This window comes from Rhodothermus profundi (genome assembly GCF_900142415.1).
In the GTDB taxonomy this organism is placed as follows: domain Bacteria; phylum Bacteroidota; class Rhodothermia; order Rhodothermales; family Rhodothermaceae; genus Rhodothermus; species Rhodothermus profundi.
In genome coordinates, this window is sequence record NZ_FRAU01000009.1 from 39,277 (window position 1) to 65,635 (window position 26,359).

The following is a 26,359-nucleotide window of genomic DNA, read 5'->3' on the forward strand; positions in this document are numbered from 1 at the left end:
GAGGCAAAACGATGCGTGGTATCGGCGTGTTGCTGATGCTGGGGATCGGGGTACCCGTCGGATGGGCCCAGGAGCAAGTTTTTCTGACGCCGGAGGAAGCGCTGGCCGAAGTGTTTCCTGAGGGACGTTACGTGCAGCGCGATACGCTTCGGTTTTCACCGGCAGCCTTGCAGCAGGCGCAGCACGCCTTGCGTCGCAGCGAGCCGCTTGATTCGGTGCTGGTCGTCATGCGCGTCTATGATGCGAGCGGTAAGTTGCTGGGGTATGCCGTGATCACTGAAGAAGTAGGCAAATATCGCCCTATCACCTTCATTGTAGGCGTACGCCCTGATTTCTCGGTCGAAAAAGTAGCTGTTATGGTTTACCGGGAATCCCATGGAGGGCAGGTTCGGCTGCCTCGCTTTCTCTATCAATACCGCGGTAAAACAATTCGGGACCCTATTCAGACCCATCGGGACATTGTCAATGTGAGTGGCGCCACCATTTCTGTTCATGCACTTAACCGAGGGGTCAAAAAGGTGTTGTATTTTGTGACCTCTTACTATCAGAAGCATCCACCGGCGTTGACCTACCATCCGAACTAATGCGATGACGTTTTCACTGCGTTCGCTGCGTGGGACGGCCCGATGGCTGGTTACGTGGTTTGTGATTGTGGTAGGGGTGGGATACATGACTGGTATTTTGTTCGTGCAGCATACAACGCACAATACGCCGACAGGCGTGGTGCATCAGTTTCGGGGTAATGAAGACGTCCCCTTAGAGGAGGTAGCAGAGATCAAATACCCCAAAAGCCCCTATGAAATGCTCAATATTCTGCATGCGCATATTACTTCCTTTGCGCTCATCTTTCTGGCTGTAGGCGGGCTGTTTCTGGGCACGTCGACTTCAGCGCGATGGAAGGCATTGCTGGTGTTGGAGCCGTTTGCGGCCACGCTGGTGCTGTTTGGTGGGATGGCAGCGGTGCGCTTCCTGCCAGAAGAATGGGCATGGCCGGCTGCCTGGATTATGCTGGTGGCGGGCATTTCCACCTTTGTCTGTCTGTATGCCATGATTGTTCGCATTCTGTGGGAGCTGTGGGGGCCCCATAGCCGGCGTGCTGTTGCATGAAACGAGGGGTTTTGTTTTTTTTAAACCTGCCTTCCTGCATTCAAGCCCCTTATCACCAAACCCCGAAGACACCATGCGGTATTGGGCGACCGTCTTGCTGGGGCTGCTTCTGCTCGTGGGGTGTGGGCAGCAGCAGCGCGAGCAGCCGGCGGCTACGGCCGAACCGCCGCTTCCGGAGGGACGCCTGGCCGTGGAGGAACCGGTTGTCTATGCCACGGCCGCTGGTGACAGTGCTGTCGTTTCGCTGCGCATCGCCAATGGTACGGCTGAGGGGGATACCCTGGTGGGCGCCGAGGCGCTGGCTGTAGCGCGCGAGGTCGTCATGCGCGAACTGGTGGGAGATACGGTGCAGACGGCCCGTGAGGTTACGGCTGTAGTGATCCCTGCGCGTTCGCGTGTGGCCATACAGTTGGTGTTGCGCGATCTGCAACAGGCCATTGAGCCGGGCCAGATGGTGCTGGTTGATTTGCGGTTGGCCCGCCAGGGGCGGCTGCGCGTTCGGGTACCCGTGCGTGAGGCGCCGATGGCAGCCGAATAAGGCCTACCTGAGGCTACTGTCCGGTGCTGGCCGGTGCGCGCCATACGTTGTTGCGCCGGTCGATATCAGGAAACCAGCGTTCGGGATCAATTTCGACCCGAGTGACGGCGGCGCCGGTCGGCACCGTCACGGTCACTCGACGTCGCCCTTCTAACCATACGTCCACCCCAATGGTATCCTGTACCTGCGACCCGTCGGCCAGCGTCAGCGTCAGATAGACCGGCATGGGGGCCAGCCCGTGGTCTTCTACGGTAATGCGCACGCCGCCCTCGGTGGGTTCGACGGCAGCGATGGCCTGATCGAGCGTCCACGTTTCCACATACCAGGCGTGCCAGAACCAGTCAAGGTCCTGGCCGCTGACGCGTTCAAAGGTGTTAAACAAGTCGTAGGGATAAGGATGTTTGAACGCCCACTCCCGGATAAATGTGCGATAGGCACGCCAGAATACGTCCTCGCCCAGCAGGCCGCGCAGGGCTTCAAGAAGAATGGCGGGTTTGCTATAGGAGGCAATGCCAAACGCAAAACTGGAATAATGGTAATCTGAGCGGCGCATGATTTCGCCTTCTGCGCCCATACGGGCCAGCATCAGGTAGCTTTCCTGTTCGATCAGACGAGGCTGCGTGCCCGGGAAAAAGTCGGTGCGTGCCTGGTTTTCTGCAAAGGTGGTGCTGCCTTCGTCCATCCAGCTATAACGTCGTTCGTTAACGCCGACGATCATCGGAATCCACATATGGGCCAGCTCGTGCGCTGTTACGTAGTAGAGGGCGCTGTCGCCTGCCGCATTGTAGTCGCCGATGAGCGTCATCATCGGGAATTCCATGCCTCCTCCGATAATGCCGCCGCCTTCAACGGCCGTCATATGGGGCCAGGGGTACGGGAAGCCGGTTAGTTGCGAAAGGTAGCGAATGGCATGTTGCTGGTAGCGCGTAACGTGAGCCCAGCGGGGAGCGGTAGGGCGCCAGAACGTGTTGATGTGCGCATAATCGATCTGACCGTCGCCATCGCGGTCACCCACCGGCGTGCGGGCGCCTTCCCAGAAGGCCTGGCGCACCAGACTGAAGGCCACGTCACGTACATTGGTAGCCTGGAAGCGCCACTGCAAACGGCCGTTCGTACCGGGTTGTGTGACCGGATCCGTGTCGGGTTCCGCAATGCGCACGGGGGTGTCGCTCTGGTAGGCCTGATGCATGCGGGCCAGCACGTTGGGGGCCAGCACCTCTTCGGGATTTTCGAGCGTACCGGTAGCCATCACGAGCCAGCCGGCGGGGGCGTCAATGGTGATGCGATAGTCTCCGTAGCCAAAGTAGAACTCAGCGCGGCTCAGAAAGGGGTCGGTGAACCAGCCGATGACGTCGTCATAAACCGCCATGTGCGGGTACCAGTAGGCCAGAAAGTATAGATTGTCATCATAGCCCATGCGGCCACCGGCGCCGCGTTTGGGGATCGTGAAGGACCAGCGGAAGTCCAGTTGGACGGAGTCGCCGGGGGCAAGGGCGCGGGGCAGAAAGATGACCAGCCGGGTGCCATTGACGGCATAGCGGGGGGCGCCTTCGGGCGCGTCGGCTGGCCAGAAGGCCTCCTGTCCATCGACGGCCACGTAGTGGAGCGTTACGCCGCCTGTTACTTCGGCAGGTTCATTGCGCACCACACCCTCGGCGTGAACGTTCAGGGGCAGTTCCAGGAAAAGCTGGTGGAGCGTGTCGGGCGAGCGATTAAGGTAAAGGATCCGCCCTTCGCCGTCGAGGCGACGCGCGGCCGTGTCGATACGGGCAGTTAGATCGTATCGGGCCTGCTGCTGCCAGTAGTTAGGTCCGGGCCGACCGTCAGGCGTGCGCGTGCCGCGTTGAATGGCAAGGGCAAACGACGGAGGAAGCGTGAGGGGCGCAGGCAATGGACGTTCCGGACGCAAAAGCGTGGGAGCTTGCGCCGAAGAAGCAGGCTCAATCGGACGCGAAGTGGTGCAACTGGCAAGCAGCAGCGCACTAAGCAGCACCGAGAAAGCGCGACGCATGGTAATGGTAGGCTGATTCAACAGATGCCTCCAATATAGGAAGGGCCCAGACATTGTTGCCACATGCTGCGGCGGGGATGTTAACGATTTGATAATCTCTGAACGTGCATGATTTACCATTCGTTGACATGGGATTTGTTAGATTACCAGCCGAAGCAGAGCCGATGATTCATCAACCATGCGGAAGACATGATAGGTAGCAGAATCCTGCTTGTGAGTGTGCTGCTCGGGGGCGTGCTGGTTGGCTGTGGCCGCGGACCGCAGCAGTCAGGGCAGCTCACCGGATCCGTGCATATTGACGGCTCCAGCACCGTCTATCCGTTAACCGAAGCGGTAGCGGAAGAGTTCATGAAGCAGTATCCTGGAGTGCGCGTGACCGTGGGCATTAGTGGGACCGGTGGCGGGTTTTCCAAGTTCTTGCGGAAAGAAACGGACATTAACGATGCGTCGCGTCCGATCCGTCCTGTAGAGGATTCGCTGGCGCGGCAAAATGGCGTGGCATACATCGAGTTGCCGGTGGCCTATGACGGAATTGCCGTGGTTGTACATCCTGAGAATGACTGGGTTGAATGCCTGACGGTGGAAGAGCTGCGCCGCATCTGGGAGCCGAACAGTACCATTACCCGCTGGCGTCAGGTGCGCGCCTCATTTCCGGATCGGCCGTTGAGCCTGTATGGCGCGGGAACGGATAGTGGCACCTACGACTACTTTACGGCGGCTATTGTGGGAGAGGAGCATGCCAGTCGCTCGGACTTTACCGCCAGTGAGGACGACAATGTGCTTGTGCAGGGCGTCAGCGGTGATCCCAATGCGCTGGGATTCATCCCGCTGGCTTACTATGAAGAGAACACGGATAAGCTCAAAGCCGTAGCGATCGACGACGGCAATCCGGATAATGGGGAGGGCTGCATTCTGCCAAGCCCTGAGACCGTCAACAACGGTACCTACCAGCCGCTTTCGCGTCCCATTTTCATCTACGTGCGTGCGGACCGAGCTGATGATCCGGCTGTAGAGGCGTTTGTCACGTTTTATCTAAAGCAGGCGGCAGCGCTGGCGCCAGAGGTGGGCTATGTGCCGCTGTCGGCCGAGGCGTATGAGCTGGCGTTAGCGCGCTTTCAAAATCGGATAACGGGCAGTATCTTTGGGGGCGAAGGATCGCAGGTGGGCGTAATGGTTGAAGATCTGCTGCGGCTCGAACGGTCGTCTACAGAAAGTACGGCGGAGTAATCGGTATCCATGGCTTCAACGTCCAACGAATGGATCCGGCGTCAGGGATTCCCAGACCTGGCGCCGGATGCCAATCTATCACGCGGACCCAAGGAACGGCTGATTCAGGCATTCCTTGGGTTCTGTGCTTTCGTGACGGTGTTGACCACCCTGGGCATTGCTGCCATCTTAATTGGCGAGTCTATCGCCTTTTTCCAGCAGGTATCGCTGGCAGAGTTTTTTGGAGATACGAAATGGACGCCGCAGTTTGCGGAGAAGCACTTTGGCATCTGGCCGCTACTGGCTGGTACGCTGATGATCACGGTCATTGCGGCGCTGGTAGCGATTCCTATTGGACTAGCTGCGGCCATTTACATTTCTCAGTATGCACCCGACCGCGTGCGTCGCTGGCTAAAACCATCGCTGGAATTGCTGGCCGGGGTGCCAACCGTTGTCTATGGCTATTTTGCGCTGACGTTTGTTACGCCCCTTTTGCAACAGGTACTTCCCCAGATGCAGGTGTACAATGCGCTCAGCGCCGGCATTGTCGTGGGCATCATGATCATTCCGATGGTAGCGTCTCTGAGCGAAGATGCGCTTCGGGCCGTGCCTCGTTCGCTGGCAGAAGGAGCCTATGCGTTAGGGGCCACCAAGTATGAAGTGGTGTTGCGGGTGGTGGTGCCGGCAGCGCTCAGTGGGATTATGGCCAGTTTCATTCTGGCGCTGAGCCGAGCGATTGGGGAGACCATGATTGTGACCCTGGCAGCCGGTGCTACGCCTCGTCTGACGCTTAACCCGCTGGAGTCAATCCAGACCATGACGGCCTATATTGTCCAAGTCAGCCTGGGCGATACCCCCCAGGGAACGGTCATCTATCAGAGCCTGTTTGCCGTGGGGCTGGTGCTGTTTGTACTGACGCTGGGGATGAACTTGCTGGCTCACCGTATCATTCTGCGTTTTAAAGAGAGCTACTGAGGCGTATGACCGAAGTGCAACAGGCGGTGGCTACCCGGTTCGATCTGCGCCTGGAGCGGCGCCGGCGGTTTGGGCAGCTCCTGGCGGTCGTGCTGTTTTTTGCCACCTTATTTGGGCTGCTGGTGCTAACGGCGCTGCTGGTAGATGTGGTGCGCAAGGGAGCTCCGTGGCTGGACTGGCAATTTCTCACCTCGTATCCATCTCGGCGTCCAGAAGCGGCAGGCATCAAGTCGGCCATTGTCGGCTCGTTCTGGCTGATGCTGCTGACAGCGCTGTTTTCGGTGCCCATCGGAGTAGGAGCGGCCGTCTATCTGGAAGAATATGCCCCGCGTGGCTGGTTGTTGCGGCTTATCCAACTGAACATTGCCAACCTGGCCGGTATTCCTTCCGTGATTTACGGGATTCTGGGACTGGGACTCTTTGTACGCTTTTTTGCGCTGGGGCGCAGCCTGCTCGCCGGGGCGTTGACCATGAGCCTGCTGGTCCTTCCGATAATCGTTATCAGTACCCAGGAAGCGCTGCGGGCCGTACCCCAGGGTATTCGGGAAAGTGCCTATGCCCTGGGAGCAACGCGTTGGCAGGTGGTCTCCAGCCATCTGCTACCCATTGCCGCACCGGGCATTCTGACCGGCATTATCCTGGCACTGAGCCGTGCCGTTGGAGAAACGGCGCCACTGGTTATGATTGGGGCGCTGACTTTTGTGGCCTTTCTTCCGAGCCATGTGCTGGATCCTTTTACCGTCTTGCCCATTCAGATCTTCAACTGGACGGCCCGCCCGCAAGAAACCTTCCGGGGACTGGCTGCCGCTGCGATTATCGTGCTCATGGTCTTCCTGTTTTTGATGAACCTGAGTGCTATCCTGCTGCGCAACTACTACGAACGTCATCGTCCGCACTGAACCTATGGCCGATCACGTTTCGTCTGCTGAAAAAGCGCCTGCGACTGCATTTGCCGGGCTGCACCGCGACAGCGCGTCGCAGCACGTGCAACCCAAGATGGAAGTGCGCAATCTGTACTTCTGGTATGGGGATAAACTGGCGCTAAAAGATATTTCCCTCCAGATTCTCCCCAATGAGGTAACGGCTTTTATCGGGCCCTCCGGCTGTGGTAAAAGTACGCTGCTGCGCTGCCTCAACCGCATGAATGAGCTGATTCCGAACACACGCATGGAGGGAACCGTGTTGCTGGACGGCCGCGATATCTACCGGGAGATGGACCCGGTCGTGGTGCGCCGCCGCGTAGGGATGGTCTTTCAGAAACCTAATCCGTTTCCCAAGTCCATCTACCAGAACGTCGCCTGGGGCGCTCGCATAAATGGCTACCGCGGTAACATGGATGAGCTGGTTGAACGATGCTTGCGAATGGCTGCCCTCTGGGATGAGGTGAAAGACCGACTCCATGAAAACGCCTACGGGTTGAGTGGGGGGCAGCAGCAGCGCCTCTGCATTGCCCGCGCGCTGGCTGTTGAGCCTGAAGTGCTGCTCATGGATGAACCTGCCAGCGCCCTTGACCCGATCGCAACCGCCAAACTGGAAGAGACAATTCTGGAACTCAAAAAATCTTATACGATCATCATCGTTACGCACAATATGCACCAGGCTTCGCGCATCAGTGATACCACCGCCTTCTTTTACATGGGCGAATTAATTGAAATGAACCGCACAGACGAACTTTTTACGCGGCCCCGCGAAAAACGTACGGAAGATTATATTACAGGACGGTTTGGCTAGGTATTCGGCGAAGATGACGGTACATCGACACATAGACGACGAACTGCTCGTGCTGCAACGCATGCTGTTCGAAATGGCCGATCTGGTCGACGAACAGCTCTCAAGCGCTATTGATGCGCTCCTCCGGCGCGATCTGGCATTGGCCGAGCGCGTGCGGGCGCGGGATGACGAAGTGGACGCCTATGAGCTCAAAATCGATCGGCAGTGCGAACGGATCCTGGCGTTGCATCATCCCGTAGCGGCTGAGCTGCGCATGATCATCACGGCGGTTAAGGTCAACACCGACCTGGAGCGCATCGGGGATCACTGTAAAAACTTAGCCAAGCATACCCCCCACGTTGTACAGGCCCCTGAAGCGCTGGCCCAGACGCGCATTGAAGAAATGGCCGATGCCTCCCGGGCTATGCTGCGCCAGGTGCAGGAGGCGTTCCTGAAACGCGACCGCCTGCTGGCGCGTCAGGTGCTGGCACAGGACCTCCAGATCGACCGATTGCATCGAGAAAACTTCGAACAACTGGTGCGTTTTGGGCAGCAGCATCCCGAACACCTCGAAGCGGTAGCTCATCTGATCACCGCAAGCAAGGCGCTGGAGCGTATTTCGGACCACGCTAAGAATATTGCGGAAAGCGTGGTCTTTCTGATTGAGGGGGTGGACATTCGGCATCGCAAGCTTCGAGAACCGCAGGCGCAGGAGGGTGAGCAACACCGCTAAACCATAAAAAACCCCGCCCTTTCAAGGCGGGGTTTTCTTTAGTCGCTGACAGGTTGCTTACGAGATCTTGATACGTACTGGCTTGCTTTCCTCCGTCTTGGGCGCTTCGATGATCAGGACGCCGTTTTCAAAGTGGGCCTTGATCTTGTCCGGGTTCACGTTCTGGCCCAGATTGAACGACCGGAAGAAGCGGCCATACCACCGCTCCATCCGATGATACTGGGCGTCCTTGTGTTCCTGCTGCGGCCGCTCGCCACTTACCTGCAGCGTGCCGTTTTCAAAAGTGATCGTGACCTGATCCCGGCTTACGCCGGGCAGGTCCATGTAGATGAGATAGGCATCGTCAGTCTCCAACAGGTCCACCGTGGGCGTCCAGACCGCCGACTCGACTTCAGGCCGCAGCCAGCTCCCGAAGAAATTCTCAAACAGCCGGTCCACTTCCCGCTGCAGCTCAGACAGCAGCGATGTCGGCGACGTATAGCGCATCACCTCGGCCATGGCTCCTCCTCCGGTTTGGTTTGAGGGGTTACGCAATACGCCAACCGACTTCGTTGGTCCGACATCCTGTCGGAACCAACCGGCCACTTTACTGAATCAACAAACGGCATGCCTGGAAGCATGCCGTCTGCCGGATCGGACACCGTGTCAGCGTGAACCTGTCAAGCTGACTAGCGACCTTTGCGTAGCGGATTGTCGGCCTTCGGAGCAAAGTACGCAGCCAGCGCCTCCGCTCGGTCCCAGTACTTCAGGGCAGCGTGCAGGACCGGATCGATCTGGTTAAACAGGCGAATAGATGCTTCCCGACCAAATAGTTGCCAGGCCAGGTAGGCTTTCAGCAACGTGCTCAGCGTCTCCCGCTGCGCTTCAGCCTGCGCTATGGTGAACCGGCGCGTGGCCGTTGAATCGGAGCCGAACAGATTCTGCGCCTGCGCATAGTCCAGGAAAGCCTGCCACATGACATCGTCCACCGTAAACGACGCCAGAAAGGCTTCCTGCCGGTTGGTCCACTGCTGTCGCAGTTCAAACTCGTGTTTGCTGAACCAGTCGCGCACGAAGTTGAACGCTAGCTGGCGGCGCGACACTTCGAGTAAGATTGAGTTGGTATCCGGAGGCACAATCACATCGGGGAGAATGCCGCCGCCTCCAAAAACCGTCCGTCCGTGAACGGTTTTGAATTTGAGCGAGTCGGGAATTTCATTGATATAGTCTTCAGGGTGAAAGACTGTGGTTTCGTAATTGGCAAACTTCTGGCGATAGTAGTCTTCCAGATCTCCGCCGTGGTAAGGTGTTTGAATGAGTCGTCCAGAGGGGGTATAGTAGCGGGCCACCGTAAGCTGAATGACGCTGCCGTCTGAGAGAGGAAATTGATTTTGCACCAGTCCTTTTCCAAACGTGCGCAGGCCGACAATCAGGGCCCGGTCGTTGTCCTGGAGGGCCCCTGCTACAATTTCGCTGGCGGAAGCCGAGTTGCGATTGACCAGAACGATCACAGGCTGGTATTCAAAGCGACCGCCTGAAGTAGAACGGCGTGTGATCTGGGCCTGGGCGATTCGTCCGCGCGTGTACACGATAGTGTAGCCTTCGGGAAGTAGCTCATCAACCAGCTCGACCGCGGTTTCCATGATGCCGCCTGGATTGTCGCGCAGGTCCAGCACCAGCCGTTGCATGCCCTGGCGTTTGAGCTGCTCCAGGTGTTCCAGGAATTCGTCATAGGTGGTCATAGCAAAACGGCTGATGCGAATATAGCCGGTCTTTTCATCCAGCATATAGGCGGCATCCACCGTGTAAAGCGGGATGCGGGCACGTGTAATGACAAATTCAAGGGGTTCTCGGACGCCCAGCCGGCGAATGGTTACCTTGACCTGCGTGCCTTCAGGACCTTTCAGGCGCTTCTGAATTTCGCGCGAAGAGAGGCCAACCGCATTGGAATCTTCAATGGCAATAATACGATCGCCCGGCATTAACCCAGCTGCTTCACTGGGACCGCCGCTGATGGTCGCCACCACGCGGGCCGTGTCGTCCACCACTTCGAACCAGATGCCCACCCCGCCAAAGGAGCCCTGATAGCTCTCACGCAACTCTTTCATTTCCTCGGCCGTGATGTACACCGAGTGCGGATCCAGTTCCGTCAGCATTGCGCGAATGGCTTCTTCAGCCAACGGCTCCGGCTTGACCGGATCGACATACCGCTGGGTGATGGTCAGAAAGGCTTCCTCCAACTTACGCAGGCTGGCCAGCGTATCGGTAGTCGACACAGCCTGCTGCAGATTCCATCCCAAGACAATACCCAGGGCCAACAGCAAAACGGCCGGGAGCGTGTAGCGCAGCGATTTTTTCATCGTAGCATAAAAGCTTGACAATCCGTAGCTCTTAAAGATACAGCAACCACCAGCAAAACGCACGCCGCTTTATCTTAATGGTGCAGGCAGTGGTTTGTTGCGGAACAGTTGCGTTTGGCTGAAACCCGAACTTTCGTGTGGGCGTAGGCCGGCCGAACGTTTGACCAACCCTGAAGCGATCTTCATGCGCAGCAAAGGACTGCTCACGCTGGTTGTGATCGTGCTGCTGCTCGGCATGGCAGGGTGCGCCGGTTGCAGCACGTATAACCGCATGGTCGAAGCAGATGAAATGGTAGCTCGGGCGTGGGCCGACCTGCAGGCGCAATATCAGCGCCGAGCCGATCTAATTCCCAATCTGGTACGTACGGTGCAGGCCTCGGCCACCTTTGAGCGGGAGACGCTGGAAGCTGTTACCAGTGCGCGCGCTCGCGCTACGGCCATTACGCTGAGCATTGAAGATCTGAGTGATCCGGAAAAGGTGCGGCAGTTTCAGGAGGCGCAGGCGCAGCTTTCAAGTGCGCTGGCCCGGTTGCTGGCCGTTGCGGAAAACTATCCGCAATTGCAGACAACAGAAGCCTTTCGAGACCTGCTCGTGCAGCTTGAAGGCACAGAAAATCGTATCGCCGTGGCGCGGCGCGACTACAACGAAGCAGTGCGTCGTTACAATACGCTGGTGCGGCGTTTTCCGACCGTGCTGGTGGCCCGCCTGACGGGGTTTATCCCCAAACAGCCGTTTGAAGCAGCCGAAAGCGCCCAGGAGGCACCCCAGGTAGAATTTAACCTTTGAATGCATGCAGCGAGCAAACGGGTGGCTGGGATGGCTGCTGGGACTGCTACTTGGGTGGGGAGCCTTTGCCCAGCAAATTGAAGTCATTTCACCCACCGGCCAGTGGGTAACGGATCTGGCCGATCTGCTAACCCCGGCCGAAGAGCAAATGCTGAGCCGGAAGCTGGCTACCTACGCGGATACAACCTCAACGCAAATCGTTATTGTAACGCTGCCTACGCTCAATGGCGTTCCGGCCGCCGACTATGCGGTGGCCCTGGGACGTCGCTGGGGAGTTGGACAAGCCGAATATGACAATGGGGTCGTTATTCTGGTAGCCCGTGAAGAACGCGAAGTGTTCATCGCGACGGGATATGGGCTCGAAGGAGCGATTCCGGATGCGCTGGCCGGAAGAATTGTGCGGGATATTATCATTCCCCGCTTCCGGCAGGGAGACTTTTACGGAGGGCTTTCGGCGGCGGTTGATGCCATCATCGCTGCCGCGCAGGGCGAGTTCCAGCCGCCTGAACGCTCAGGCAATGAACGTAGTCTGTGGGACATAGGGGTTACTTTATTTGTATTGCTGGTGCTGCTGTTGTTTATCATGTCGGCGTCGCGAGGAATGGAGGGACCACCGCGAGGACGCAAGCGGCACCGGCATCCGTACCGCGTCTATCAACGCACCTCCGACTTTCCACCGATCATTATCTGGGGAGGGAGCATGGGCAGTGGCGGTGGCTGGAGCAGCGGGGGCGGATGGGGAGGAGGTGACTGGGGCGGCTTCTCTGGAGGCGGCGGTAGCTTTGGAGGAGGCGGCGCAGGAGGTCATTGGTAAGGCATGGCAAGAACAATGGACCGACTGGAACAGTTGCTCCAGTTCTATCAGGAAGATCCTACCGATGCCTTCACGCGTTTTGCGCTGGCCCAGGAGTACTGGAAGCGAGGCGACACGGCGCAAGCGCTGCGCTTCTTCGAGGAACTGGTGCGCGACCATCCCGACTATGTGGGGACCTATTACCACCTGGCAAAACTCTACCGAACGCTAGGGCGCCTGGAAGAGGCGCGGCGCACCTACCAGCAGGGGATTGAGGTAGCTCGTCGGGTAGGCGACGCGAAAAGTCTGGCCGAATTGCAGGATGCGCTGATGGCACTAGAGCTGGGAGAGGAGTAGGCAGCGCTGTTGCGTCGTTTTTACAGGAGGATTCCTTGCTTTTGCGTAGAACCACCCCATCGTCCTGTCGTATATCTCCGCAACGTAATCTATCGAGGTGTTCAACCATCCCTGAAGGAGCTATGTCGAGCGCGCTGCGTACAGCGGCTTTAATGGCCCTGCTAATGGTGCTTTTTGTGCTCATTGGTGAGGCAATCGGTGGCGAGCAGGGCATGATCATCGCCTTCTTTTTTGCCGTGGCGATGAACTTCTTTAGCTACTGGTTCAGCGACAAAATTGTGCTGATGATGTACGGCGCCCGGGAAGTTACCCGGGAAGATGCACCTGAACTTTACGACATGGTGGATCGTCTGCGGCAGCGGGCAGGGCTGCCCATGCCGCGCGTGTATGTCATTCCGTCAGAGCAGCCGAATGCCTTTGCCACCGGCCGCAACCCGAAGCACAGCGCCGTGGCGGTTACGCAGGGCATTATGCGGCTGCTCAATCGGGAAGAGCTGGAAGGCGTTATTGCGCATGAGCTGGCCCACATCAAACACCGAGACATTCTGATTTCGTCAATCGCCGCTACGCTGGCCGCGGCCATTACGATGCTGGCGCGTTTTGCCTTCTTCTTTGGACCGGCCGGTGATCGGGATCGGGGAAATGCGCTGGCCGGATTGCTTATGCTCATTCTGGCGCCGCTGGCTGCCATGCTTATTCAAATGGCGATTTCACGAGCTCGTGAGTTTGCGGCAGACCGAGGAGGCGCGCTTATTTGTGGGCGGCCACGGGCGCTGGCTCGGGCGCTGGAGAAGCTGGAAGCCGGGGTGGCCCATATTCCCATGGATGCCAATCCGGCGACTGCCCATATGTTTATTGTGCATCCGTTTAGCGGAGGCGGCGGCATTGCCCGGCTGTTTTCAACCCATCCACCTACCGAAGAGCGCATTCGGCGGCTGCTTGAGCTAGAACAGGAACTGGCGGGGGCTCGCGCCTAATGGAACCTTCTGCAACGGCCGGCCATTTGTCTGCCGGCCGTTGTGGTTTAAAAACTAAACATTTGGCGGCTATGGCACTGACCTACTCGCAAGAAATAGCCCTCGGTACCGAAGCCATTCCGTTTGAACTGCCGGTGGTTAATCCAGAAGCAGATGGACGCGACAAGCCTACGCGGAGCCTTGAAGATTTTGCCGGAGCGCAGGCGCTCGTTATCCTGTTCACATGCAATCACTGCCCCTATGCCCAGCATATCGAAGAGGCGCTGATCCAGGTGGCGCGTGCGTATCAGCCCAGAGGTGTGCAGTTCGTTGCTATCAATGCCAACGATCCAGCTCAGTACCCCGAGGATGCGCCGGAAGAAATGGCACGGCGCGCCCGAGAAAAGGGATATCCATTTCCTTATCTGTTTGATGAAACGCAGGAAGTCGCCAAAGCATACGGAGCACGCTGCACGCCTGATCTGTACGTGTTCGACGCCAACCGACGGCTGGTTTACCACGGTCGCTTCGATGATACGCGGCCTGGCCAGGGACGTCCGGCTACCGGCGCGGATCTAAAGCGAGTCCTGGACGAGCTGCTGGAACATGGAAAGGTAACCGGGCCCCAGTATCCGTCGATGGGGTGTAATATCAAGTGGAAGCCGGGCAACGAGCCCCACTGAGTTGGCGGTATGGATGGGCTCGTCTTGCTGCCGCCGATTGTGGCCATTGCACTGGCGCTGTGGACGCGTCAGGTTTACCTGTCGCTGCTTGTAGGCCTCTGGCTGGGCACCACCTTGCTGGAAGGGGGGCATCCGCTGCTGGGCTTGCGACGACTCGGTGATGAACTGGTAGCTGTATTTGCTGATGCCGGTAATACGCGGGTCGTTCTGTTCTGTCTGTTGGTGGGAGGCTTGATCGCGCTGGTGCAAGCCTCTGGAGGAGTGCAGGGATTCATTGCGTGGGCTCAGCGGCGAGGATGGGGAACGTCGCGGCGCGGCGCCGAACTGCTGGCCTGGCTGGTAGGCTTGGTCATCTTTGTAGAGTCCAGCATCACATCCTTAGTGGTCGGAGCAGTGGGGCGGCCGTTTTTCGACCGGTTGCGCTTGCCGCGGGAAAAGCTCGCCTTCTATTGCGATGCAACGAGCGCACCGGTCTGCATGATGATTCCACTCAACGGATGGGGCGCGTATGTCCTGGGGCTGCTGGCAGCGCAGGGCCTTACGGACGGAGCTGTGCGGCTGCTGGCCGAAGGGCTGCTTTACAATGTGTTTAGTTGGCTTGCGATTCTCTTTGCACTGCTGATTGCCTGGACTGGCTGGGGGTTTGGGCCGATGCGGGCAGCCGAGCAACGGGCCGCGACCACCGGCCAACTGTTACGCCCCAATGCGCAACCGTTGGTGGCTGAGGAGGTAGCCGGCATCCAACCCGTTGAAGGAGCTCCTTGCAAGGCCGCTGATTTTCTGGTACCGCTTGGCGTCATGGTAGGGATGATCTTCGTAGGGCTCTGGATTACGGGGGAGGGTAACCTGATGGCTGGTAGCGGCTCGACAGCCGTTTTCTGGGCGGTTGCCTCTGCGGTGGGCGTAGCGATGGCGCTCTACGCATTACCTCGGCCGCTTCGGGGGGGACGCCCGCTCCTCTCGCTGGCGCGTTCGACAGCGCTGGTCCTGCGCGGGATGTCGGGATTGGTGGGCGTTACGGTGCTGGTCGTGCTGGCCTTTGCGCTGGGACAGGTATCCCGAGCGCTGGAGATGGGGCCCTACCTTGTGGGCCTGATTGATCCGGCGTGGCCTGTCTGGTGGCTGCCGGCCCTGGTATTTCTGGTGAGCTGTTTTATTTCGTTCACGCTGGGATCCTCCTGGACCACCTTTGCCATCTTGATTCCGGTTGCCATGCCGCTGGCTGAGGGGTTAGGCCTACCACTGCCGCTTATGCTGGGAGCGGTACTTTCTGGAGGTATTTTTGGCGATTATGCTTCGCCTCTGTCCGATACCACCATCATTTCGTCCATGGCGGCTGCATGCGATCACATTGATCATGTAAATACACAACTCCCCTATGCGCTGCTCCTGGCCGGGGTATCGCTAGTGATCTATGTAGGGCTGGGATTGGCTCTTTGAGGGGATCCCGGCTACCAGCTGCTCGTTGGGAGCAGAAAACACCGGCCTCATGTTTGATTCCGCCCCCTTCCGGTCCTTTCGTTTTGTGCTGCTGGGCGCAATTTTTCTAGCGCTACTCTTTGGACTGGTTGCGCTGATGGCTGAATGGGTCCTCACGGGACAGCCTCGCCTGACAGCCGATGTGGTGCGCCTGAGCGGCCTTGCCTTTGTCGGGTTCCTGCTGGTGGCTGCGCTGTTGCGACACCGTAATGAATAGCAGGCAAGCCGCTGCATAACACCGGGACTTTCTCGGCATCCAATCTGTTGCCTCAGGTAGATGCCGGTTTCGCTGCATCCGCTAACGGCTACAGGAGGGCGCGTCTACCCGACAGCAGAAATGCGCAAACCCCTTGTTGAGTCGGGGCGTTGGGGCCAATCCACAAGCTTATCGCTACCCGCCTCCTTAAAATGCAGGAGCGTAAAGGAGGGTGAAGGTAGCGGTTGTGGTCGCATTGTGTTATACTTCCTGCTGAAAAAGTAAGCCCTTTCATCAACGTATCTGAGTTTATGCGCACCATTATTTGGCTCTGGATCGGTATGCTGATGGTGGTCGGGTGTAACGTGCCGGCAGGGCAAGAAGCACCCCCGGTGCCCCCCGGAGTAGGACAGCCCGCATGGATCGCTGACGCCGTACTCTACGAGATCTATGTACCGGATTTTTCGCCAGAAGGTACCTTTCAGGGCGTGATCAAACGGCTGGACTCCCTGCAGGCGCTGGGGGTCAATACGCTGTGGCTCATGCCCATTCATCCGGTTGGAAAGAAGCGGGCCAAGACAGATATTGGTCCGCTGGGGTCGCCCTACGCCGTGCGGGACTACTACGCGGTCAATCCAGATTACGGCACGGAAGAGGATTTCCGGGCGCTGGTTGATTCGGTGCACGCTCGCGGAATGCACCTCATCATTGATCTGGTAGCGAACCACACAGCCTGGGATCATCCCTGGGTAACAGCGCATCCTGAGTGGTACACGCCGGGGCCTATTGACGGCTTTACCTATCCAGTGCTCAACGGCGATACGACCGACTGGACCGACGTGGTGGAGCTTAACTATGACAACCCCGAACTCCGGCAGGCAATGATTGATGTGATGCAGTACTGGGTACAGGAGTTCGACATTGATGGCTACCGGTGTGATGTGGCGCACGGAGTACCGTTGGATTTCTGGAGGGCAGCCATTGATTCCGTAGAAAAGATCAAGCCTGTATTGATGCTGGCCGAAGCGGCTGAGCCCGAAATGCATCTGGCAGGATTTGACCTGACGTATGCCTGGCCCTTCTACCATCAACTCAAGGAAGTCTGGCGCGGTGCTCCTTTGCACCGACTGGTACAGCAGGTGGATTCAACGTTGAAATTGTTGCCACCGGGAGCGCGTCGGCTGCGGTTTACCACCAACCATGATGAAACCATGTGGGACGCGCCCCCGCCCGTGCTCTTTGGCGGAGAGGCAGGCTCCAGGGCAGCCTTTGTGCTGGCCACATCCATGCCGGGCGTCCCGTTACTCTATAACGGACAGGAGCTGGGCGTGCGAGAACGGATTTCGTTCTTTGCGCGCACGCCTTACAACTGGGAAGCTCCTGAAAGTCCGGCGCTTTACACATTCTACCGGCGCTATCTGAATTTCTACCGCCAGAGTGAGGCGTTGCGTTATGGCGAGCTGACCGTGCTCAATCCGACAGCCGATGATGTGCTGCTGTACCTGCGCACTACGGAAACGGACACGTTGTTACTGATCGTTAACGTTCGCAACCGATGGGAAACGGTCGGGTTGCCAGAAGGTATACGCGGGCGTCGCTGGGTAGAAGTTTTTACCGCCGACACGCTGGCAACGGACACGCTGCGGCTTGGTCCGTACCACTACCGAATCTATCAGCCATGGCGGCCATGAGCGCTCTGGATGCACAGGCGCGACTTGAGGCGCGGGTTACCGGGCGGGTGCAGGGCGTGGGCTTTCGGCAGTTTGTTCGCTGGCATGCCCGGCAGTTGGGGCTAACTGGCTGGGTACGTAATGAGCCAGACGGTTCGGTTTACCTGGTGGCCGAGGGGCCCCGCGAACGTCTGGAGCAACTGCTCCGTGCCGTGCAACAGGGTCCTCCGGCCGCACGGGTTGACGACGTGCAGGCACACTGGCTGCCCGCGCAGGGAGCCTTTGAGACGTTTGAAATTCGTTGGGGGTAAAAAATGTACGGGCGGGTTGTTTTTAGAAAGCAGGCATGCTACCTTGTACCCAGGCAAGAGAACCCCTTGAACCAAGACCTGAAGCGCTCATGGACGACAAACGCGTCACTCGTCGCGACTTTCTGCTGCGCGTTGGAGCTCTTGGGCTGGCCGGGCTAGGCGCCAGTTCATTGCTGAGCGCCTGTGGAGGAGGGCAGCAGCAACAACAGACAGCTCCGCAACCAGAGGCTGCTTCAGTCGATACGGCTGCTGCCGCCAGTGCAGACTTCTCCTGCACGGATGTGTCGGGTTTGACTGCGGAAGAAATTCAAATGCGCGAAAGCCTGCAATACACCGACCATTCGCCCTACCCCGACAAAACCTGCAGCAACTGCCAGCTGTTTATTCCGGCCGAGAGTCCTAACCAGTGCGGGGCCTGCCAGCTCATCAAAGGTCCCATCCATCCAGATGGGTACTGCACGTCGTGGGTGCAGAAGGTTAGCTAACATTGCAATATGCTGCCACAAAAAAGCCCCACCGCGCGATGGGGCTTTTTTTTTTTTTGATAGGGCCATGGCAGCAAGCGGCCTACTTTCCGTTCGTTGTGGGAGTAGGGGCTGGCTCCTCTACGGGGCGATAAATTTGTTCCACGTACTCGCGCACCATACGTACGGCGTTGAACTGGGCAGGGATTGTGCGCAGCGCCTGTCGCATGCGAGCTAGCCATCGGATGGGCAGCCCTTCGCCATTGCGGTCGTAAAAAGCCGGCAGCACTTCGTATTCCAGCACCCGGTAGAGCGCTTCCCGGTCTTCCACATCCTGCGTCACGGGATCTTCGTAATAGCCAGTTGCCTCGCGGCCAAAGGCCCAGCCGTTTTGGCCGTTATAGCCTTCCGGCCACCAGCCATCCAACACCGAAAGGTTCAGCCCGCCGTGCACGGCCGTTTTCTGACCGCTGGTGCCGCTGGCCTCCAGTGGGCGACGTGGATTGTTCAGCCAGACATCGCACCCCGAGACGAGCATCCGCGCGATGTGCATGTCGTAGTCTTCCAGGAAGACGACTTTACCGCGAAAGGCTGGATGCTGGGTGATCTCGTAGATCTGCTGAATGAAACGTTTCCCGCCATCGTCGGCCGGGTGCGCCTTGCCCGCGTAGATCATCTGGATGGGCCGATCTTCCCGAGAGAAGAGCTGGATTGCTCGTTCCATATCCTCAAAGAGGAGAGGAGCCCGCTTGTAGGTCGCAAAGCGCCGCGCGAATCCGATGGTCAATACGTCAGGGTGCAGATGGGCCTCCTGGGGAAGCGACTGCTGTTTGACATATTCATTGACGAACTCAATCAACCGGCGGCGTAGCATGCAGCGGTACTGCCAGAGTTCGGCATCGGAAATCTCATCTACCTTTTTCCAGATTTCTACGTTGAAGCGACCTTCAAGCCAGTCGCCCAGGTGCTGCTCCAGAAAAGGGCGGGCATGGGCAACGATCCAGGTAGGCAGGTGCACGCCATTGGTAATGTGGCCAATAGGCACCTCGTTAACGGGGCGCTCCGGGTACAGGTGGTGCCACTGCCGGCGTGCTACCAGGCCATTGATGGCTGAAACTCCGTTGGCCTTACGCGACAGCTTGAGCCCCAGCACGGTCATATTGAAGGATTCTGTGCTGTCGCTGGGATTGACGCGGCCATAGGCCAGCAGGTCCGTTTCCGAGAGGCCAAGCTGGTGGCGAAACGTCTCCATTTGCTCCAGAAAGAGCGCCGGATCAAAGCGGTCGTGCCCGGCCATGACCGGCGTATGGGTGGTGAAGACGCAGCGCTGACGCACCCAGGCTTCGGCTGCTTCGCGTTCGTCGCCTGCAGCCAGTCGTTCCCGAAGCAATTCGAGCGCGACCAGTGCACAGTGGCCTTCGTTCAGGTGGTACACCTCAAAGTCCTGTGCCAGCGCTCGAAGCAAGCGGACGCCGCCGATTCCCAGGATAATTTCCTGTTGCAGACGAATGCGGCGGTCGCCCTGGTAGAGCCGACGCGTCAGGACGCGCAGCGGCTCAGGATTAGCGGCAAACGAGGCGTCGAGCAGATACAGCGGCACGCGGCCTACGTCCAGCTTCCAGGCGCGCAGGTACAGGGGGCGTTGTCCGAGGTGAACGGTGATCACCAGGGGGTATCCGTCTGGGCCATGCACCAGCGACATGGGATGGTCCAGCGGATCCATGGCAGGGTAGTCGGCCAGTTGCCAGCCACTGGGGTCAAAGCGCTGGCGGAAATATCCTTCCCGCAGGAAGAGCCCTACCGCTGCCATAGGCAGTCCGAGATCAGAGGCCGCTTTGATATGGTCGCCAGCCAGTACGCCCAGGCCTCCCGCGTAAAAAGGCAGGCTTTCGTGCAGGCCGTATTCCATGCAGAAGTACACCGTGCGAGGAGCGTTCGGAATCCGCGCCGGACGGTTCAGATAGGCCTGAAAGGCTTCGTAGACGCGGTCAACCTCTTGCTGAAAAGGCCGGTCGTTCAGCACGGCCGGATCGGCGGCGCGAAGGGCTGCCAGGGGATTGTGGCGCGACGCCCGAAAAGCTTCGGGATTTAATTGCGCAAATAATTGGAGCGCTTCGGGATGCCAGCTCCACCACAGGTTGGCCGCCAGAGTCTCTAATTTATCACGGGTTGTCATGGGCAATAGATGGTTTAGATTGTTTTCGGCGAACGAAGCCCAAAGATAAGAAGGTAAGCGTTTACATCAATCCCTGTTTTAACCGACGGTCGCATTTTTTCGGTGGACGGTAAAAGGAGTGGGCTCAGGCGTCATCGCGGGGACCCAGCAGTTGTTGCGTGATGGCCAGCCGCATCCGTCGGGGAGTAAGCTGGCTGAGATGGGCAACCACTGCATTGGCTGCGCCGCTAACGTGCACGATTTCGCCTCGCAGTAGGGCCCGCAGACCTGCTGCCGCTACCTTCTCGGGGGATTCCATCAGGCGCCGAAGGCCTTCAACCGGCATACCGGCACGTTCCTGAAAGGCGGTGGTTGTGGGACCCGGACACAGGCAGGTTACCGTAATCCCGTGGGGGCTGTACTCTGCGTGGAGCGCTTCAGAGAAGGCAATGACAAAGCTTTTGGTAGCCGCATAAACGGTCAGGTAGGGGATGCCCTGAAATCCGGCCGTTGAAGCTACGTTCAGGATGCCTGCATCGCCGCGTTCCAGCATATGAGGAAGGCAGAGGTGGGTGAGCGCTACCAGGTTCTCAATGTTGAGCCGGAGCATTTCTAGCGTATCAGCCAGACTGATCTGATCGAAGCGGCCATATTTGCCGAAGCCTGCATTGTTGATGAGTACGTCCACCCGGTGGCCGTCCTCGGTGATGCGTTGGAACAATCTTTCGGCTGCGCCAGGTTGAGCTAGATCGCATGGATAAGGCTGCGCCTGGACTCCCTGACGGTTCAAGGTCGCCGCCATGGTCTGCAGTTTTGCTTCCGAGCGAGCTACCAGCAGCAGTTTAACGGTTGGATCAAGCAGTTGGTAGACCATGGCCTCTCCGATGCCGCTTGAGGCCCCGGTGATCAGGATGGTTTTATGTTTGAAAGTTTTCATGGCACCTGGCTGGAAGCAAATCACGTAACGGACCGTTCATGAAAGCGGTATGATCATGGCCAACGGACAGGAGGTGCGTCAGACCATCACGCAGGCTGAGCTATTGCAACAGGCTATCCAACGACTGGAGGCAGCCGGAGTGCCCGACGCGCGTCGGAACGCTGAATGGATACTTTGTGAGGTGCTCGGGTGTTCTCGAGCGCAGCTTTACGCGTACCCGGAGCGACCGGTCGATGCAGCCCGGCAGGCGCATGTTGCTGCGTTACTGACGCGGCGCCTGCGGCGTGAGCCGCTGCAATATGTGCTGGGATATGTGGAATTCTTAGGGCTTCGACTGGAGGTAGGACCCGGGGTGTTGGTGCCGCGTCCGGAGACAGAGTGGCTGACCGAGCAAGTGCTGCAGGAAATGCCTGCTGCTCCGGCACAACGCGTGCTGGACGTGGGGACAGGCAGTGGCTGCATTGCGCTGGCTATCAAACATCACCGACCGGATGCGGAGGTGTGGGCCTGCGACATCAGTCTGGACGCGCTAACGATTGCGCAGCGCAATGCCAGACGACTGAGGCTGAACGTGCACTGGGTGGTAGCTGATGTGCTGGCAACGTCGTTTCCGGAGAGCGTTCCTGGTTCGTTTGACCTGATAGTGTCCAATCCACCTTACCTGGCGTGGCACGAAGCGGATGAACTCCCCCCTGAAGTGCGAGATTACGAGCCTCCAATCGCCCTGTATGCGGGCGAGGACCCGCTCCGTTTCTACCGTGCGCTGGCCCGGCATGGCCACGTTCTGTTAAAGCAGGGCGGACGATTGGCCTGTGAGGTGCACGCGCATTACGGAAGCGACGTGGTCCGGCTCTTTGAACGGTCGGGGTATGAGAAGGTGCGGCTGGAGCATGATCTGGCCGGTAACCCTCGGCTGGTATGGGCCTGGAAGCTTTCATAGGGGGGCTGAGGCGTTTCATGGAAGAAAGACAACCTTCCCACGACGCCAATGGAAGCTTTGAATTTTCCAGCCTATTCGTTTCGATTGCAGCGGCGAGGCGGCCAGGTATATTTGCTGGATCCGTTGCGACGGCGCTGGGTGCGGTTGACGCCGGAAGAATGGGTGCGGCAGCATCTGGCGCAGTATCTGGTGCAGGCGCTGGGCTGCCCGCCTTCCCTGGTGGCCCTGGAGGTATCGTTTGCAGACCAGGGAATGGCGCGGCGGGCTGATTTGCTGGTGTATGACCGGCAAGGGCGTCCGTTATTGCTAGCCGAATGCAAGGCACCGTCAGTGTCGATCACGCAGGAGGTGGTGGAACAAGCCGGTCGCTACAACCGCGTAGTCCGCGCACCCTATCTGCTTGTTACAAATGGGCAGGTGCACTATGCCTGGCGTATTGATTCTGCGCGCCATACCATGACTCCCCTGACCCATCTTCCTTCGTTTGCGGAGATGATACGCAGGATGTAGCCAGCCAGCTGATGCGCCTTCTGAAGTCTTCTAGAGGTAGGGGACAAAAGGAGCGGCCCTGAACGTTGATGCCGCTCCTGCTCTGGTCTTGTTCTGTTGGGAAGTGCGGGGGGCCTCCCCGGGGGAATGCCGGCAAATGGTGGGAGGAAGGAGCTGTTCGGTAGGCAGGGATTGCAGGAGCGCTGGCGAATCAGGAAGGGGAGCGGAGCGTGCGAAGCAGTTCGTCAAGCTCAGCTTCGGTCTGCACGAGCACGCGGCGGGCTTTGGAGCCTTCAAACGGGCCTACAATGCCGGCGGCTTCGAGCTGGTCCACAATCCGCGCGGCCCGCGTGTAACCAATAGAGAGCTTGCGCTGGAGCAGCGAGACCGATCCCTGCTGGCTGCGGACGATTATGCGGGCCGCTTCCTCAAAGAGTTCATCGTAGCTGTCGCCACTTCCGTTGCCGCCCACTTCATCGCTTTGCTCGTCTTCGAGACCGGGCAGCAAATAGGGACCGGGGCCTGGCTGCTCGGCAATAAAGCGTGTGACGCGTTCTACCTCGTCAATTGAGACAAAGGGACCCTGCAGCCGTACCAGGTGGCTACCCATCATGAAGAGCATGTCGCCATTTCCTACCAGGCCTTCGGCTCCGTTCTGGTCGATAATGGTGCGGGAGTCCACCTTGGTGGCTACTTGATAGGCAATGCGGGCAGGAAAGTTCGCTTTAATCAGCCCTGTGATGACGTCGACCGAAGGACGCTGCGTGGCTAGTACCAGATGAATGCCGACGGCACGAGCCATCTGAGCCAGGCGAGCGATAGGACCTTCGATGTCTTTGCCCGCTGTCATCATGAGATCGGCCAGTTCGTCGATGATCACAACGATGTAAGGCAGGTGACGATGTCCTTCTTCCGGAGAAAGGGCACCTTCCTGGAGGCGACGGTTGTAATCTTTTATGCTTCGCACGCCAGCCTTAGCGAGCAGGTCGTAGCGTTGCTCCATTTCGCGCTCGCAGCTTTTCAGGACGGCCAGCGCCTGCGCACAGTCAGTGATGATCGGGTCTTCAGCGTTTTCTGGAAGTGCCAGAAAGTGATCGACCACGGTCGCGTATTGCTGCAGTTCAATTTTCTTAGGGTCGATCATCACGAATTTGAGGTTGGCCGGGTGGCAGGCGTAGAGCAGCCCGGTGATGAGGGCATTCAGACCTACCGATTTGCCCGAGCCTGTTGAACCCGCTATGAGCAGGTGAGGCAAGCGGGTCAGGTCCTGCAGAAACACTTCTCCTTCGATCGTCTTGCCCAGGGCAATGGGCAGTTCCATCTGCGCATCCCGGAAGCGGGCCGTGCCAATTACGTCACGAATGCGGACCAGCTCGCGGTGTCGGTTGGGAATTTCCACGCCAATGGCCGACTTGCCCGGGATAGGAGCAATCATGCGGATGCCAGGAGCGGCAAGGGCCATGGCAAGGTCGTCTTCCAGCGCCGTGATTTTGCTGATCTTGACGCCGGGTGCAGGGGTTAACTCGTAAAGCGTGACGGTCGGTCCGACGATCGCATTGATTGAAGTGATTTCGATATTATAGGTGGCCAGCTTGTCCAGCAGGATGCGTTTGTTTTCTTCCAGTTCCTCGTAATCGATGCGGCGTTCGTGCGTTTCGGCTTCGTCGAGCAGATCAATGGGCGGTGGGGTGTACGGGGGGAGTGTAGCAGTAGCGGGAAGTGCTGCAGGGCGTTCGATGTGGTCGGCGCGTTCTTCCTTGATGCCCTGGCGGACGACCAGTTCAGGTTGGCGAGGAGCTGGAGGAGCGGAGGGCGGTGCGTCATGCATCAAGTTGCGCAGCAGTTCATGCCGCGGCACAGCTTCTTCTGAGGGAGTACTGTCTGTGATGGCTGGTGTGGGACGAGGTTCAGGAGTGGGGGGAGCAGGTGAGGAGGAAGCCCGGGATGGTGGAGTGTTTGGGCGGTGCGGACGTTGGGAGCTTCCTGCGCGTTCGCGACGGCGTTCGGTCTGGCGTTGCCGCCAGCTTTTCCATCGACGGCGCACACTTTCTTGCAGGCTAGCCAGCAGGCGTTCTAGCCGGTCGAACGAGCGCTGAAGGTCATGGTCAATGAGCAGCAACGTGGTGGAGACCAGACCGAGTAGTAGCAGCCCCAGCGCTCCGACGGAGCCGAAGACCTGCGTCATCCAGCCGGCCAGGGCCAGTCCCAGATCACCGGACCAGGTATGGAGATCGGTGTTGAAAACCACGCCAATCCACCCGAAACTGGCGGCCAGTAAGGGCACCAGGAGCAACAGAAGGCTCGTAAACAAAGGTAGGGCGCGCGGGCGTCGGCCGCGAAAAATGGTATAACCCCAGGCGACCAATAGACCTGTGAGCAGCACCGAAGCATAGCCAAACAGCCGCGCCACCAACAGGTAAGCCAGCGCCGCTCCTACCAGTCCCAGCGCATTTTCTGCGCGATTGTTGCCTGGATCCAGCGCAGCTTGAAGCGAGAAATGCCGGGCGAGCGCATTGTCAGAAGGCTGATAGGTTACAAGCGCCAGGGTGAGAAGCACCCCGAGCACCATGAGCGTCAGCCCCAGAATTTCGCGCCGACGAGCCGGTGAAATAGCTGGAGCCGCTTCGGTCGTCGTTTTACGTGCGCTGCGCCGACGCCTGGACGTTTTAGTGGCCATGCCTTAAAGATACAACTCCCTACCGCGCCACGCCAGCATCTGTACGCCGGTATCAGCTCGCGGATTCGGAGGGCTTTTGTTGTTTGTGTACTACGAGGCGATTTTCTCGGTAATAGGGTAGCACCGAACAGACGTCCAGTTGCAGGCAGTACTCCACGTCCGCGCCGTAGCCTTTTGCACTGAGCCAGCGGGCATGGTTGCTATGGCGCAGCGCGTGTGCCAGCCGATCTCGGTCGTGCAGATACTGGGTCAGTGCGATGTGGGCGGCGTCACTAACGTGTTCAGGTTCCTGGCCTTCCCAGAGGCGATAGAGGATCAGGCCGGCGCAGAGCGTATCGTCTAGCGCAACCCGGTTATTGCGGCCCGCGCAGATAATCGTAACATCCAGTTTCGCTTTTCGGATAAATTGGACAACCTGGTCTGCGTTCAGAAAGCTGCCAATTACCAGGTGCTGTGCGCTGCGGGCGTTCCAGATGGTACGTGTGCCATTTGTTGTGTTCAGAATGATTGTTTTGCCCTGGACTACGTCCGGCGTGTATTCCAACGGTGAATTGCCCAGGTGATAGCCGTCGATGCGATCGCCGTCGCGTTCGCCTCCCAGCAGATAGGTACTGGGGTCTAGGTTCATGGCGATCTTGCCCGCCTGGTCCATATCGGCTACGGGAATGACGGCGCGCGCGCCATTTGCCAGGGCTGTGATAATGGTCGAAGAAGCCCGCAGCACGTCGATCACCACGACGGTGCGCCCTTCGACATCTTCTTCGCCGACCTGATGACCGGTCAGAAAAACCTCTACGTTCATCGCAATCGGGGTTTCCTGCGCTGCGCTCGGTCTTTTCGGGCTTC

The 26,359-nt window shown here is 58.6% G+C and carries 27 protein-coding genes; 20 read left to right on the forward strand and 7 right to left on the reverse strand.

Features of this window, described 5'->3' with window-relative positions; all coding sequences use genetic code 11:
* The first annotated feature begins 11 nt into the window (after nt 1-11).
* The 3 genes from BUA15_RS11715 (at nt 12) to BUA15_RS11725 (ending at nt 1,645) form a co-directional block, all read left to right on the forward strand.
* Nucleotides 12-584 (forward strand): FMN-binding protein, encoded by a 573-nt coding sequence (locus tag BUA15_RS11715; protein ID WP_072716179.1) that lies wholly within the window; start codon nt 12-14, stop codon nt 582-584.
* A gap of 4 nt (nt 585-588) precedes the next feature.
* The gene (locus BUA15_RS11720) at nt 589-1,107 is read left to right on the forward strand and encodes a hypothetical protein (RefSeq protein WP_072716180.1); all 519 of its coding nucleotides are present in this window, start codon (nt 589-591) and stop codon (nt 1,105-1,107) included.
* A gap of 73 nt (nt 1,108-1,180) precedes the next feature.
* Nucleotides 1,181-1,645, forward strand: coding sequence for a copper chaperone PCu(A)C domain-containing protein (locus BUA15_RS11725; RefSeq protein WP_072716181.1), 465 nt, complete (start codon nt 1,181-1,183; stop codon nt 1,643-1,645).
* A 13-nt stretch (nt 1,646-1,658) separates the two neighbouring features.
* On the opposite strand, the gene BUA15_RS11730 is transcribed toward BUA15_RS11725, so the two are convergent.
* Nucleotides 1,659-3,656 carry a M1 family metallopeptidase gene (locus BUA15_RS11730; RefSeq protein ID WP_072716182.1) on the reverse strand — a complete coding sequence of 666 codons (1,998 nt, stop codon included), beginning with the start codon at nt 3,654-3,656 and terminating at the stop codon, nt 1,659-1,661.
* Nucleotides 3,657-3,845: 189 nt separating this feature from the next.
* Between BUA15_RS11730 and BUA15_RS11735 the strand changes: the two genes are divergently transcribed.
* From BUA15_RS11735 to phoU, 5 genes are read left to right on the forward strand one after another with little or no spacing between them, the layout of a single operon-like run.
* Nucleotides 3,846-4,883, forward strand: a complete 1,038-nt coding sequence (locus BUA15_RS11735; protein WP_072716183.1) for a PstS family phosphate ABC transporter substrate-binding protein — start codon at nt 3,846-3,848, stop codon at nt 4,881-4,883.
* A 9-nt stretch (nt 4,884-4,892) separates the two neighbouring features.
* Entirely contained in the window at nt 4,893-5,837 is a 945-nt protein-coding gene (gene pstC / locus BUA15_RS11740) for a phosphate ABC transporter permease subunit PstC (RefSeq protein ID WP_072716184.1), read from the forward strand.
* 5 nt (nt 5,838-5,842) lie between these two features.
* Nucleotides 5,843-6,736: a phosphate ABC transporter permease PstA gene (gene pstA, locus BUA15_RS11745; protein WP_072716185.1), complete on the forward strand. Its 894-nt coding sequence runs from the start codon at nt 5,843-5,845 to the stop codon at nt 6,734-6,736.
* A gap of 4 nt (nt 6,737-6,740) precedes the next feature.
* Complete coding sequence (pstB, locus tag BUA15_RS11750; RefSeq protein WP_084660593.1) at nt 6,741-7,568, forward strand: phosphate ABC transporter ATP-binding protein PstB; 828 nt, start codon at nt 6,741-6,743, stop codon at nt 7,566-7,568.
* 13 nt (nt 7,569-7,581) lie between these two features.
* Nucleotides 7,582-8,280 carry a phosphate signaling complex protein PhoU gene (phoU, locus tag BUA15_RS11755; protein ID WP_072716186.1) on the forward strand — a complete coding sequence of 233 codons (699 nt, stop codon included), beginning with the start codon at nt 7,582-7,584 and terminating at the stop codon, nt 8,278-8,280.
* 57 nt (nt 8,281-8,337) lie between these two features.
* Here phoU and BUA15_RS11760 read toward each other — a convergent pair whose 3' ends face one another.
* Both BUA15_RS11760 and BUA15_RS11765 read right to left on the reverse strand, forming a co-directional pair.
* On the reverse strand, nt 8,338-8,778 hold the full coding sequence (locus tag BUA15_RS11760) for an Hsp20/alpha crystallin family protein (protein ID WP_072716187.1): 441 nt from the start codon (nt 8,776-8,778) through the stop codon (nt 8,338-8,340).
* Between the two features lie 170 nt (nt 8,779-8,948).
* Nucleotides 8,949-10,619: a S41 family peptidase gene (locus BUA15_RS11765; protein WP_072716188.1), complete on the reverse strand. Its 1,671-nt coding sequence runs from the start codon at nt 10,617-10,619 to the stop codon at nt 8,949-8,951.
* Nucleotides 10,620-10,803: 184 nt separating this feature from the next.
* Between BUA15_RS11765 and BUA15_RS11770 the strand changes: the two genes are divergently transcribed.
* The 10 genes from BUA15_RS11770 to BUA15_RS11815 all read left to right on the forward strand — a co-directional run bounded on the left by BUA15_RS11770 (nt 10,804) and on the right by BUA15_RS11815 (nt 18,336).
* Nucleotides 10,804-11,406 carry a LemA family protein gene (locus BUA15_RS11770; RefSeq protein WP_072716189.1) on the forward strand — a complete coding sequence of 201 codons (603 nt, stop codon included), beginning with the start codon at nt 10,804-10,806 and terminating at the stop codon, nt 11,404-11,406.
* A gap of 4 nt (nt 11,407-11,410) precedes the next feature.
* The gene (locus BUA15_RS11775; protein WP_072716190.1) at nt 11,411-12,220 is read left to right on the forward strand and encodes a TPM domain-containing protein; all 810 of its coding nucleotides are present in this window, start codon (nt 11,411-11,413) and stop codon (nt 12,218-12,220) included.
* A 3-nt stretch (nt 12,221-12,223) separates the two neighbouring features.
* Nucleotides 12,224-12,556 carry a tetratricopeptide repeat protein gene (locus BUA15_RS11780; RefSeq protein ID WP_245772032.1) on the forward strand — a complete coding sequence of 111 codons (333 nt, stop codon included), beginning with the start codon at nt 12,224-12,226 and terminating at the stop codon, nt 12,554-12,556.
* A gap of 122 nt (nt 12,557-12,678) precedes the next feature.
* Nucleotides 12,679-13,533 (forward strand): zinc metalloprotease HtpX, encoded by an 855-nt coding sequence (gene htpX / locus BUA15_RS11785; protein WP_072716192.1) that lies wholly within the window; start codon nt 12,679-12,681, stop codon nt 13,531-13,533.
* Nucleotides 13,534-13,604: 71 nt separating this feature from the next.
* Nucleotides 13,605-14,195 (forward strand): thioredoxin family protein, encoded by a 591-nt coding sequence (locus BUA15_RS11790; RefSeq protein ID WP_072716193.1) that lies wholly within the window; start codon nt 13,605-13,607, stop codon nt 14,193-14,195.
* Nucleotides 14,196-14,204: 9 nt separating this feature from the next.
* Nucleotides 14,205-15,635, forward strand: coding sequence for a Na+/H+ antiporter NhaC family protein (locus BUA15_RS11795; protein WP_072716194.1), 1,431 nt, complete (start codon nt 14,205-14,207; stop codon nt 15,633-15,635).
* A gap of 49 nt (nt 15,636-15,684) precedes the next feature.
* On the forward strand, nt 15,685-15,891 hold the full coding sequence (locus BUA15_RS11800; RefSeq protein ID WP_072716195.1) for a hypothetical protein: 207 nt from the start codon (nt 15,685-15,687) through the stop codon (nt 15,889-15,891).
* Nucleotides 15,892-16,181: 290 nt separating this feature from the next.
* Nucleotides 16,182-17,561, forward strand: a complete 1,380-nt coding sequence (locus BUA15_RS11805) for an alpha-amylase family glycosyl hydrolase (RefSeq protein ID WP_072716196.1) — start codon at nt 16,182-16,184, stop codon at nt 17,559-17,561.
* Entirely contained in the window at nt 17,558-17,851 is a 294-nt protein-coding gene (locus BUA15_RS11810; RefSeq protein WP_072716258.1) for an acylphosphatase, read from the forward strand. The genes BUA15_RS11805 and BUA15_RS11810 overlap by 4 nt, the downstream gene beginning before the upstream one ends.
* Before the next feature lie 89 nt (nt 17,852-17,940).
* Entirely contained in the window at nt 17,941-18,336 is a 396-nt protein-coding gene (locus BUA15_RS11815; protein WP_072716197.1) for a high-potential iron-sulfur protein, read from the forward strand.
* 82 nt (nt 18,337-18,418) lie between these two features.
* On the opposite strand, the gene glgP is transcribed toward BUA15_RS11815, so the two are convergent.
* Complete coding sequence (gene glgP, locus BUA15_RS11820; RefSeq protein WP_072716198.1) at nt 18,419-20,491, reverse strand: alpha-glucan family phosphorylase; 2,073 nt, start codon at nt 20,489-20,491, stop codon at nt 18,419-18,421.
* Between the two features lie 124 nt (nt 20,492-20,615).
* Nucleotides 20,616-21,407 (reverse strand): SDR family NAD(P)-dependent oxidoreductase, encoded by a 792-nt coding sequence (locus BUA15_RS11825; RefSeq protein ID WP_072716199.1) that lies wholly within the window; start codon nt 21,405-21,407, stop codon nt 20,616-20,618.
* A gap of 55 nt (nt 21,408-21,462) precedes the next feature.
* Between BUA15_RS11825 and prmC the strand changes: the two genes are divergently transcribed.
* Nucleotides 21,463-22,347 carry a peptide chain release factor N(5)-glutamine methyltransferase gene (prmC, locus tag BUA15_RS11830; protein ID WP_245772033.1) on the forward strand — a complete coding sequence of 295 codons (885 nt, stop codon included), beginning with the start codon at nt 21,463-21,465 and terminating at the stop codon, nt 22,345-22,347.
* 48 nt (nt 22,348-22,395) lie between these two features.
* A complete protein-coding gene (locus tag BUA15_RS11835) occupies nt 22,396-22,857 on the forward strand; it encodes a type I restriction enzyme HsdR N-terminal domain-containing protein (RefSeq protein WP_072716201.1) in 462 nt (153 codons plus the stop codon).
* Nucleotides 22,858-23,047: 190 nt separating this feature from the next.
* On the opposite strand, the gene BUA15_RS11840 is transcribed toward BUA15_RS11835, so the two are convergent.
* Complete coding sequence (locus tag BUA15_RS11840; protein WP_072716202.1) at nt 23,048-25,513, reverse strand: FtsK/SpoIIIE family DNA translocase; 2,466 nt, start codon at nt 25,511-25,513, stop codon at nt 23,048-23,050.
* Between the two features lie 52 nt (nt 25,514-25,565).
* Complete coding sequence (locus BUA15_RS11845) at nt 25,566-26,315, reverse strand: 2-phosphosulfolactate phosphatase (RefSeq protein ID WP_072716203.1); 750 nt, start codon at nt 26,313-26,315, stop codon at nt 25,566-25,568.
* Nucleotides 26,316-26,359 lie beyond the last annotated feature (44 nt).